At 65.9% G+C, this 11,179-nt stretch carries 8 protein-coding genes; 7 read left to right on the top strand and 1 reads right to left on the bottom strand.

From position 1 onward, the window contains the following. Window positions 1-228: 228 nt before the first annotated feature. From RAD10_RS21505 to RAD10_RS21535, 7 genes are all read left to right on the top strand, one after another. Entirely contained in the window at window positions 229-1,635 is a 1,407-nt protein-coding gene (locus RAD10_RS21505; RefSeq protein ID WP_461619155.1) for a hypothetical protein, read from the top strand. A 186-nt stretch (window positions 1,636-1,821) separates the two neighbouring features. Then, entirely contained in the window at window positions 1,822-2,025 is a 204-nt protein-coding gene (locus RAD10_RS21510) for a hypothetical protein (protein WP_166819520.1), read from the top strand. Between the two features lie 47 nt (window positions 2,026-2,072). Beyond that, window positions 2,073-2,723, top strand: coding sequence for a hypothetical protein (locus RAD10_RS21515; RefSeq protein WP_461619156.1), 651 nt, complete (start codon window positions 2,073-2,075; stop codon window positions 2,721-2,723). 1,162 nt (window positions 2,724-3,885) lie between these two features. Next, window positions 3,886-4,881: an NAD(P)H-dependent flavin oxidoreductase gene (locus RAD10_RS21520; protein WP_461619157.1), complete on the top strand. Its 996-nt coding sequence runs from the start codon at window positions 3,886-3,888 to the stop codon at window positions 4,879-4,881. A gap of 126 nt (window positions 4,882-5,007) precedes the next feature. Further along, window positions 5,008-5,979 (top strand): quinone oxidoreductase family protein, encoded by a 972-nt coding sequence (locus RAD10_RS21525; RefSeq protein WP_461619158.1) that lies wholly within the window; start codon window positions 5,008-5,010, stop codon window positions 5,977-5,979. Window positions 5,980-6,187: 208 nt separating this feature from the next. Next, window positions 6,188-7,561, top strand: a complete 1,374-nt coding sequence (locus RAD10_RS21530; RefSeq protein ID WP_461619159.1) for a cation diffusion facilitator family transporter — start codon at window positions 6,188-6,190, stop codon at window positions 7,559-7,561. A gap of 226 nt (window positions 7,562-7,787) precedes the next feature. Beyond that, window positions 7,788-10,118: a PAS domain-containing sensor histidine kinase gene (locus tag RAD10_RS21535; protein WP_461619160.1), complete on the top strand. Its 2,331-nt coding sequence runs from the start codon at window positions 7,788-7,790 to the stop codon at window positions 10,116-10,118. 3 nt (window positions 10,119-10,121) lie between these two features. Here RAD10_RS21535 and RAD10_RS21540 read toward each other — a convergent pair whose 3' ends face one another. Beyond that, window positions 10,122-11,015, bottom strand: coding sequence for a LysR family transcriptional regulator (locus RAD10_RS21540; RefSeq protein ID WP_028143020.1), 894 nt, complete (start codon window positions 11,013-11,015; stop codon window positions 10,122-10,124). Window positions 11,016-11,179: the final 164 nt, after the last annotated feature.

Below are 11,179 nucleotides of genomic sequence, written 5' to 3' on the forward strand. Positions count from 1 at the left end.
GATCCATCACGGCCGGGCTTGTCCCGGCCAGCCTGGGCATGACGCGTGAGTGGGAACGTCTGTCCGGGAAAACCCGGCACTCCCCCCGCGCCGCCTCCACCCATAGTCCCAACGCAACCAGTCGTGGATCACGCCGCCCGAAACAGCCCACAAGCCTCCCCGCCCCTTGCGCTCGGTTCCGCTCTTGGCAATCATGGCGAAAATGTGCGCCGGCGTGTGGAATTCACGATGTGGCTGTTTTTCCTGGTTGCCTGGTTCGGCCTGTTGGCCATCGTCGCGGTCGTCGCCCAGCAGGCGTTCGGTCACGACATCAGTCACCTGCCCGCCTGGTTCGCGGGCCTGCCGGTGCCGCAACGCGTCGCGACTGGCGTCTTCCCCGCCCTCGCATTGGCCCTGATCGGCGCTTCAGCCTGGCGGCTGTCACGCCAGGACCGCAGCCTGAAGACACTGCGTGACCGGCTCAAGAAAACCCGCGAGGACGTCGTCGTCGCCCACGCCCTGCAAAATCATCTCGACGCCACCGTCCAGCACCTGATCGAGAGCGACCCGAGGGAGGCGGTCTCTGCGCTGCACGACAAGCTGGGCGAGACCGAGCAGCGCGCGCTGCTCCAGCAGGGCCGCAACCAATCCACCGACATGCACGACCAGCTCGCCGAAATCCGCAGCCGCCAGCAGCACCTGCGCGACATGGTCGGCAAGATCGCCGAGCAGCGCCGCGCGGTCGAGCCGGTCTTCACCGAGATCCGCGACCGCCAGAATCAGCTCGAACGCTCCCTGCACGATCTCGAGACCGACGACCGCAAGAACAACCTCGCCGATCGGCAGAGGGACATCGCGCGCGACGTGGCGGCGCTTCTAGGGCGGGTGAACAGCGTCCAGGAGACATTTGCGACCCTCAACCAGTACAAGGAGGATCTGGCGAAATCCCACGCCGAGCTGGTGCCGCTGCGTGCCTCGGACGCCGGCATCAACGCCTTGATCGGCGAGCTCAGCCTCAGCCACGAGCGCCTTGGCAAGACCATCGACGAGCTCGATACCGGCGGCGAGGCGCCGCTTTCCACGCGCGTCGAGACGCTGTCGAAGAACAAGATCGAGATCGAGCAGCGCCTCGCCCGCATCGACGACAGCTTCATCATTCTCAAAAGCATCCGGCTCGACTTCGAAGAGCTCGGCCAGCGCCAGGCGCTGCTCGAGCGCTCGCTCGCCGATGTCGAGACGGACGCCGAGGGCAAGACCCTTGCCGACCGTCAGAACGCGCTGAACGATTTCGTCCTGCAGTCGCGACAGCGCCTCGGCGCCCTGCAGGAGACGCTGGCGACACTGAACGCCTTCAAGGCGGAGCTGTCGAAGTCGCAAGCCGACCTCGTCCCGCTGAAGGCGCCGGTGTTCGGCATCGAGGCCCTGATCGCGGAGGTCGGCACCACCCGCGACCTCCTCGCCAAAACCGTGGGCGAGATCGAGGCCAATGGCGACGTCACCCTCGCCTCGCGCGTCGACGCGCTCACCAAGAGCAAGCGCGAGGTCGAAGACCGCCTCGCCCGCATCTTCGACAATTTCAACGCGCTCGATGCCTTGCGCAAGGACATCGGCGGCATCTTCTCGACGATCAGGAGCAGCCTCAACCGGATCGGGTGAGTTGCCGCGTAGGATGGGTAGAGCGAAGCGCCCCGGAAACATCCAGACACATCACATCTGCGCGCGTCAGACATATGCCGCCAACATGTCCCGCGCGCGCCGCAACTTGGTCGCATTCGGCCGCCCTTCTGTGAGGCGTGTCTGGGGGCACGGCACTGCCGTGTTTGGACCAAACCTTCTAGGGGTATGACTGTGAAGAAGATTGTAATTGCTCTGGGTGCCACGCTTGCTCTCGTGACGGCCGCGAACGCTGCGGATCTGCCGCGCCGCCAGCCCGTGCCCGCCTATCCGGCCGAGCAGGCGCCGATCGGCAAGATGCCGATTGGCAAGAGCCCGGTTGGAAAGGCCCCGATCGGCAAAGCGCCCGGCCCGGTCGCTGCGCGTTACTGAGACGCAGCGCAAAACTAGCGTAAGCGGCCGACAGTCGAGGGGACAGCGTGACGAACAGACCTGATCGATCGGGACCCTGCATCCTTGCGGGGTTTGCCCTCGCGGCCATGATCGCGTGTACGACGCCCTCGGCCTCGGCCCACGAAGCGAACAAGCGCGTTGCCGACGCCAACGCGCTTGCCACGACCGACACCACGTCACGACCTCAGCCGCAAGCGGCGCGGCGCTCCGTCGCGCGCGTGGAGAAAGGTCCTTACTACGTCGACTTCCGCGCCCGCACGGCCGCGAGCTGGGGCCATGCCTTCGTTTGGTACGGCAAGACCAGCGAGAAGGCGGTCGAGGTCGCAGGGCTCACGCCCGCCGGCGACACGCTGGCATACGTGCTCGGCCACATCACGTTCGTGCCGTCGGAGACCGGTGCGAGCTACGGCGATCTCGATCCGGAATATCTGACCGCGAGCTATCGCGTGTACCTGAACGAAGCCGACGCCAAGCGCGTATTCGCCTACATCAAGAAATTGCAGGCGAGCTCGCCAGTCTGGAACGCCGAGACCACCAACTGCACCGGCTTCATCGGCGACATCGCCGAGTTCATGGGCCTGAAGGTGCCGTATCGCTGGCAGCGCCCGGAAAACTTCGTCAACAGCCTCAAGGACATGAACGGCGGCCGCCAGATGGTGCGGCTGTCGGCGGAGTAGCTGTCCGTCATACTCGGTGTCATTGCCCGCCTTGTGCGCGCTTGCGCACTGGAGCGGGCAATCCAGTATTCCAGAGGCAGCGAGGCTAGAACCGAGAAGCCGCGACGTACTGGATACCCCGCCTTCGCGGGGTACGACGGCCGAGTATGAGAAGCACCCTCACCCGTCGGGCAAAACACCCGTCAATTTCTCCACTCCGCCTGTCAATCCCCACCCACAAAAATATTCCACTTTACCGAAATTCGGATTTGTCGTACAGACAAACACCCTGGCCCGAGACAAGGGGCGGATCGCGATCGTCACGAACCGCGGGCCGGGGTGCGATGGACGCGACGGCGTCGGGCGCGAGCAGCAATTGCAGGGCGGGAAACCGTGAGCAAACAGCGCTTCGCGCATACGACCCGGCGCCGACAGCGTCTTCGCATGGCTTCGGGGGCGAGCACACGCCACCCCTCGGATTCCCAGCGAAGACGTGCGCGGACGGTCAAGTCGTGTGGTCCTGACGCCCGGGGTCTGTGCGTCAAGTCCTGCGGCGATGTGGCGGCCAACCGGTGCGCGCATCAGTCATCCGCAAGGCGACGGGGGCAATAGTGCATCGCTCCCCGGGGAGAGCACGAAGTACGCCGTAAACCATCGCGCAGGGAAGGCCGGGCGTTCGGCTCACCTGTGGTCCACCCCGTGTGCATCTTCCAGCGCACGGACTTACGGGTGCCAGCCGGCGCCCGGCCTTCCCTGCGCCCTTGTCCCGATAAGGGCGATGCAACGAAGCAAAACTCGGGCGAGACAAGCCGCGAGAGCGGGAAGGCGTGTCTGCGATTTGGAGATTACCGCGGATCGTTGGCCGTGCCCCGGACGCAGCGCAGCGTCCCTTCGACGGTGCGCTGCAGAGCCGGGGCCCATCGCTCGGGTATGCACGGCTGTATGGGTCCCGGCTCAGCGCCGCAACGTGAAGAACGTTGCAGCGCGTCCGGGACACGAGATCGAGCAGCTCCGTCACCCGCACTCGCTCCAATTATCCGCCCCGCGGAATCACCCCCGGCGCCCGCATGATCGCCCCGCCCCCACCGCACGCCCGCGCAATAGACATTTCCCGACCCGGGCGGCATCCTTGCTCCATCAACCGACAACAGAGCCTGCGGGCCATACCAGGGGGAAACACATCATGCTACAGACACGGTTCACGAAACTCGTCGGCGTCGAGCACCCGATCGTCCAGGGCGGCATGCAATGGGTCGGCCGCGCCGAGCTCGTCGCCGCCGTTGCCAACGCCGGCGCGCTCGGCTTCGTCACGGCGCTGACCCAGCCGACGCCGGAGGACCTGACCAAGGAGATCGCGCGCTGCCGCGACCTCACCGACAAGCCGTTCGGCGTCAACCTCACCATCCTGCCCGCGATCAAGCCGCCGCCTTATGCCGAATACCGCGCCGCCATTATCGACGCCGGGATCAAGGTGGTCGAGACCGCCGGCAACAAGCCGCAGGAGCATGTCGACGAGTTCAGGAAGCACGGCGTCAAGGTCGTGCACAAATGCACCAGCGTCCGCCACGCCCTCTCGGCCGAACGCATGGGCGTCGACGCCATCTCGATCGACGGCTTCGAATGCGCCGGCCATCCCGGCGAGGACGACACGCCCGGTCTGATCCTGATCCCCGCCGCCGCCAACAAGATCAAGATCCCGATGATCGCCTCGGGCGGCTTTGCCGACGCCCGCGGCCTCGTCGCCGCACTGGCGCTGGGCGCCGACGGCATCAACATGGGCACGCGCTTCATGGCGACCAGGGAAAGCCCGATCCACCAACTCATCAAGGAGAAGATCGTCGCCAATGACGAACGCGAGACCGAGCTGATCTTCCGCACCATGCGCAACACCTCGCGCGTCGCCAAGAACGAGATCTCGACCAAGGTGGTCGCAATGGAGAAGGAAGGCGCGCAGTTCGAGGATATCCGCGAGCTGGTCGCGGGCGCCCGCGGCAAGATGGTCTATGCGACCGGGAATTCCGACGAAGGCATCTGGTCCGCCGGCCAGGTGCAGGGCCTGATCCAGGACATCCCGACCTGCGCCGAGCTCATCTCCCGCATCGTGCGCGAAGCGGAGGCGATCATCCGCAGCCGGCTCGAAGGCATGATCGTTCAGCCGCAACGCGAAGCCGCGGAATAATTCGGTGAAGTGATTTGAACACGGAGCTCGCCGCGCCGAAAGTGCGCTCCCTCGCCCCGCTTGCGGGGAGAGGCAAAGAGTCCCGCTTCCGGTTCAACAAAGTTCTCAAGAATCATAGAGCAATTCATGAAGGCTTACGTCTACGGCCCTGAGGGCGCTAGGATTTCCGACGTCGCTCAACCAAAACCGAAGGGCACGCAGGTGCTGGTGCGCGTCCGCGCCTGCGGGCTCAACCGCGCCGACACCGGCATGCGCAAGGGGCACGCCCACGGCGCGGCCGGCGGCGCCGGTACCGTGCTCGGCATGGAATGGGCCGGCGAGGTCGCCGAGCTCGGACCGGATGCCAAGGGCGTGAAGATCGGCGACCGCATCATGGGCTCGGGCGGCGCTGCGTTTGCCGAGTACACACTCGCCGATCACGGCCGGCTGTTCCGCGCGCCCTCGAACATGAACTTCGAGGAGGCCGCCACCCTGCCCGTCGCGCTCGCGACCATGCACAACGCCGTCGTCACCGTCGGCGGCGTGCAGGCGGGTCAGAGCGTGCTGATCCAGGGCGCCAGCTCCGGTGTCGGCCTGATGGCGATGCAGATTGCAAAACTCAAGGGCGCACAGCTCGTGATCGGCTCGTCGACCGACGCCACGCGCCGCGGCCGGTTGAAGGAGTACGGCGCCGACCTCTCCGTCGACAGCTCCGATCCCAAATGGGTCGAGGAGGTGTTGAAGGCGACGAACGGCGAAGGCGTCGACCTCATCGTCGACCAGGTCTCGGGCAAGGTCGCGAGCCAGAACCTCGCGGCGACGAAGATCAAGGGCCGCATCGTCAATGTCGGCCGGCTCGGCGGCACCCATGCCGATTTCAACTTCGACCTGCATGCCGCGCGCCGCATCGACTATGTCGGCGTCACCTTCCGCACCCGCACCATCGAAGAGGTCCGCGAGATCTTCGAGGAGGTCAGGAAGGACATCTGGGGCGCGGTCGAATCGCGAAAACTGCAGCTGCCGATCGACAAGGTGTTCGCATTCGACGACATCGACAAGGCGTTCGAGCACATGGAGGCGAACAAGCACTTGGGGAAGATCGTGGTGACGCTGCCGTAAACGTCATTCCCGGCCTCGGTCCCGTAGGGTGGGCAAAGCGGAGCGTGCCCACGATCTGTATCCATCACGGACGATGGTGGGCACGGCGCTTTGCGCCTTTGCCCACCCTACGAGATTGAGCAAGACGCGGATCGCTCCTGCAAATCACTAGCGACAACAGCTGTGGATCGCCGCTTGATGTTCATCCCCGGGCTGCTAAATCCCCGCCATGACCTCCCAGCACAACAAAACCTCGGTCGCCGCGATCTCGATCTTCGCCAGCGGCGGCATGGCGGCGGCCAAGTTTGCGGTCGGCATCGCGATCGGCTCGCTCGCGCTGATCTCCGAGGCCCTGCACTCCTCGATCGACCTGGTCGCGACCATCATCACCTGGGCAGTGGTGCGGGTGTCCGACAAGCCGGCCGACGAGGAGCACCATTACGGCCACGGCAAGCTGGAGAGCGTCTCGGCGCTCGGTGTTACCGCCCTGCTCTACGTGCTCGCCGGCGGCATCCTGGTCGAGGCCTACAGCCGGCTCAGCGAGGGAACCCCGCCGCCGACCATTTCGGCCGTGCCGTTCGTCGTGCTGGTGATCGACATCGTCGTCAATCTGTGGCGCGCCCGCGCCCTGCATCGCGCCGCGCGCGAGACCAGGAGCCAGGCGCTCGCCGCCGACGCGCTGCATTTCGCCTCCGACGTGATGGGCTCGTTCGCCGTGATCATCGGCCTGATCCTCGCTGCCCTCGGCTTCTGGTGGGGTGATGCCGCGGCGGCCGCCGCGGTCGCCGTGATGATCGCAGCTCTCGGCCTTCGCATGGCCGGCTCGACCGTGCAGACGCTGGTCGACCGCGCCCCCGAGGGCGCGCAGGAGAAGGCCACGGCCGCGATCCGGAGCGTCCCGGGCGTGATCGACGTGGAGCGGCTGCGGGTGCGCATGGTCGGGGCGACCACGTTCATCGACACCATCGTCAAGGTGCCGCGGACCTATCCGATCGACCGCGTCGAGGACATCAAGCACAACGCGCAAGCCGCGGTCACCAAGGCGTTCGGCGACACCGACCTCTCCTTCACCGCCGTTCCCGTCGCACGCGACAACGAGACCGTGCGCGACCGCATCATGGTGATCGCGCGCAATTCGGGGCTCGCCGTCCACCACGTCACGGTGCACGATCTCGGCGCCAAGCTGATCGTCAGCATCGACCTCGAGGTCGACGCCCGGATGCAACTCGACGCAGCCCATGACGTCGCCAACACGCTGGAGCGCAACATCCAGGAGGAGTTCGGCGCGGACGTCGAGGTCGACGTCCATATCGAGCCGCTGGAACCGGAACTGCCGTTCGGGGTCGATGCCGCGCCGGAACGCGTCCAGGCCATCGCCGCCGCGCTGACCGAATATGCCGCCGGCGGCGAGATCCACGACATCCATAATGTGCGCGTCCGCAACACCGACGCCGGCGAGATCGTCAATTTCCACTGCCGCGCCGCGCCGTCGATGAGCGTGATCAAGGTGCACGAGCACGTCGACGCCATCGAGCGCGCGCTGCGGCGCGCGTTCCCGAGCGTGAAGCGCGTGATCAGCCACGCCGAACCGCCGCGTGCGTGACTGGGAGCGCGCGAGGAGTCGCACGTTCTCGTTTCGGACTCCTCGCGCCCGTGAGTTTGCGGACGCGCGCTGCGCAAACTGCGCGTGGGATAAGAATAATTACGCGTTAACGATTCATTGACTCTCGACACCCCGCGAAAACTGGATTCAAATCGCTGTGATTCGGAAGCGATGTGGGGCTGCCTCCGAACTTCAGTTGCAAGCAGGTTTTTAGGGGGCCGAAGGCATGTCGCGTGCAGACGCCGCGAACGCGTGCGTCCAATCCGATTCGATCAAGGGATTGGCGCAATCGATCGCGAAACCTGCCTATCATCGGCTCTTGATTGCAGAGCCGGCGCTTCGTCGCGCCGTGCCGACGCTCATCATCGCGTTCCTGATCACGATCTGCCTCGGCGCGTTCGTGCAGGTGGTCGATCAGACGCGTCAGAAGCGGCTGGTGATCCGGCACGACATCTCGGCGCTGGCAGACCTGCTCGCCGAACGCATCGACCGCCTCACCTCCGCGCGACAGGAGCGGCTCAAGAACATCGAGAGCCTGCCGGCGCTTTTGCCGGATATGATCCCGTCCTGGGGCACGGCCTCGGGCCGCCACGTCATCGTCACCTCGGCCGGCGTCGATCGCCGTCTCCTCGCCCGCGTCCCGGTCGACAGCGACCCTTCCGGCAACGACCGCCTGCTCGATGCCATCACGACCGCACAATTGCTCGCGGCGCCGACGCGTGACGGCAACGTCTCCGACATGACGCTGCCAAGCGGCAACGCCGCGATGGCGACCTCGCGGCAGATCAAGTCGCTGCCCGGCTTCGTCACCGTGATCCAGGAGCGCAACGAGCCGATCTGGGGCTCGGACGCCGCGCTCTCGGTGACGTTGTCGGCGACAACAGGCTTCGTCGTCCTGATCCTGGGCTTCGCCTTCCACTGGCAGTCCACCCGCGCCCGCGAAGGCGATCTCATCAACGACGCCGTGCGCGGCCGGATCGACACCGCCCTCAACCGCGGCCGTTGCGGCCTGTGGGACTGGGACTTGTCGCGCGGCCGGATATTCTGGTCGCAATCGATGTTCTCGATGCTGGGCCTCGACGGCCGCAACGAGCTCCTCACCTTCGGCGAGGTCAACGCGCTGGTGAAGTCCGACGACATCGACCTGTTCGCGATCGCCGACCAGCTCATCTCCGAGAAGATCGATCACATCGACCAGACCTTCCGGATGCAGCATGTCGACGGCCATTGGATCTGGCTCCGCGTCCGCTGCGAGAAGACGCGCGGGGCGACCGATTCCAGCGTGCACCTGATCGGGATCGCCGTCGACATCACCGAGCAGAAGAGCCTCGCCGAGAGGACGGTGGAAGCCGACCTCCGCCTGCGCGACGCGATCGAGACCATTCCGGAAGCCTTCGTGCTGTGGGACGCCAGCGACCGCCTCGTGCTCTGCAACTCGCACTTCCAGCGCCTGCACAAGCTGCCCGACACCGCCGTGATCCCCGGCACCTCCTACGAGACCGTGCTCGAGGTCGGCCGCATGCCGGAGGTGCGCACCCGCCACAACGAGACCGCTGCCCAAGGCCCCGGCGCGCGGACCTTCGAGGCGCAGCTCGACGACGGCAGCTGGCTGCACATCAGCGAGCGCCGCACCAAGGACGGCGGCTACGTCTCGGTCGGCACCGACATCACCCGCATCAAGGAGCACGAGCAGAAGCTGGTCGACAACGATCTGCGCCTGCGCGCCACCGTCATCGACCTGAAGCGCTCGCAGGCGGCGCTGGAGCGCCAGGCGGTCGAGCTCGCCGACCTCGCCGAGAAGTACCAGCGCGAGAAGACCCGCGCCGAGGAAGCCAACCAGACCAAGTCGAAATTCCTCGCCAATATGAGCCACGAGCTGCGCACGCCGCTGAACGCCATCATCGGCTTCTCCGAGATCATGGGCTCGGGCATGTTCGGCGAGCTCGGCAGCGAAAAGTACCAGGAATACTGCCAGGACATCCTGACCAGCGGCCACTATCTGCTCGAGGTCATCAACGACATCCTCGACATGTCCAAGATCGAGGCTGGCCGCATGAAGCTCGACATGGAACAGCTCGACCTGTCGCGAACGCTGGCGGAATCCCTGCGGGTCGTCACAGGCCGTGCCCAGGACAAGCACATCACGCTCGATGCCGACATCGCAAAATCCATCTCCGTCGTCGCCGACCGCCGCGCCACCAAGCAGATCATCGTCAACCTGCTCTCCAACGCGGTGAAATTCACGCCGGACGGCGGACGCGTCGTGGTGCGCAGCCGGCAGCTCGACGACCGGATCGTGCTGATGATCGCCGACACCGGCATCGGCATCGCGCCGCATTCGCTGGCGCGGCTCGGCCGCCCATTCGAGCAGGTGGAGAGCCAGCTCACCAAGACCTATCACGGCTCGGGCCTCGGCCTCGCGATCGCCCGCTCGCTGGCGCAGCTCCACGGCGGCTCGATGCGGCTGCGCTCCAGGCTCGAGGTCGGCACCGTCGTGCGCGTGACCCTGCCGCGCGACGCGATCAAGGCGGCGTCCGGGATATCGGCTGCGGCGTGATCCCTACAGCTGCAGCGACGGCGCGACTTCCCGCGCGACATTGACGAGCGCTGCGATCAGCGGCGTCATCGGATCGCGCTGCGGGATCACCATGCCGATGCTGTAATTGACGTCGGGATCGGTGATCGGGATCGAGCGCACCGTGTCGGACAGCCCGAGCGTCTCGGCAAGCTTGGCCGGCATCACGCTCGCCCAGCGCCCCGTCTTCACATGCGTGAACAGCACCAGCAGGGAGTTCGAGGTCAGCGTCGGCGTCGCCTCAGCGCCGACGGAACGCAGCGCGCGGTCGATGATGCGGCGGTTCTGCATGTCGGGCGTCAGCAGGCACAGCGGCACCTGCCCGACTTCGGTCCAGGTCACCGTCTCGCGGTCGCCGAACATGCCGTCCGGCGCGGTCAGAAGACGGTAGCTCTCATTGTAGAGCGGAATGGTACGCACCTTGCCGATCGGCTCGTTCTCGATATAGGTCAGCCCCGCATCGACCTCGAGATTTTCCAGCAGCCCCAGCACCTCGGACGAGGTGGTGGACTGGATGCGAAAGCGCACCTCGGGATGCCGGGCGCGAAACGGCGTCGTCAGCGCTGCGACCATGCCGAGCACGGTCGGGATCGCCGCGATGCGGATTTCGCCGGAGAGCTGATGCTTCAGCCCGTTGATCTCGTCACGCATCGCGCGGGCATCGCCGACGATCCGCCGCGCCCAGTCGAGCGCCCGCTCGCCTTCGGGAGTGAACCCCTGGAATCGGGACCCGCGCTGCACCAGCATCACGCCGAGGATCTCCTCGAGCTGCTTGAGCCCGGTCGACATCGTCGGTTGCGTCACGCCGCAGACCTCCGCCGCGCGCCCGAAATGCCGCTCCTTCGCCAGCGCGAGCAATAGTTCAAGCTTGTCGATCAACCGAGCGTCCCCTCGAATTCCATCGTGGCGTGCAAGCTAGCATGCCGGGCCTGCAGCAACACGCAAAAACCGGCAGCCGGTCCAACTTTCATTATCATTTCGTATCGATCGATTGCGGTTGCAAATCGATCCGAATTCGCAATCGCAGCACGGGACAGCTTTAT

The sequence above is a fragment of the Bradyrhizobium sp. 23AC genome, from assembly GCF_054863025.1.

Coding starts and splice junctions, on each gene's coding strand:
- RAD10_RS21505 (WP_461619155.1), top strand. CDS start 229: ATGTGGCTGTTTTTCCTGGTTGCCTGGTTCGGCCTGTTGGCCATCGTC.
- RAD10_RS21510 (WP_166819520.1), top strand. CDS start 1,822: ATGACTGTGAAGAAGATTGTAATTGCTCTGGGTGCCACGCTTGCTCTC.
- RAD10_RS21520 (WP_461619157.1), top strand. CDS start 3,886: ATGCTACAGACACGGTTCACGAAACTCGTCGGCGTCGAGCACCCGATC.
- RAD10_RS21525 (WP_461619158.1), top strand. CDS start 5,008: ATGAAGGCTTACGTCTACGGCCCTGAGGGCGCTAGGATTTCCGACGTC.
- RAD10_RS21530 (WP_461619159.1), top strand. CDS start 6,188: ATGACCTCCCAGCACAACAAAACCTCGGTCGCCGCGATCTCGATCTTC.
- RAD10_RS21535 (WP_461619160.1), top strand. CDS start 7,788: ATGTCGCGTGCAGACGCCGCGAACGCGTGCGTCCAATCCGATTCGATC.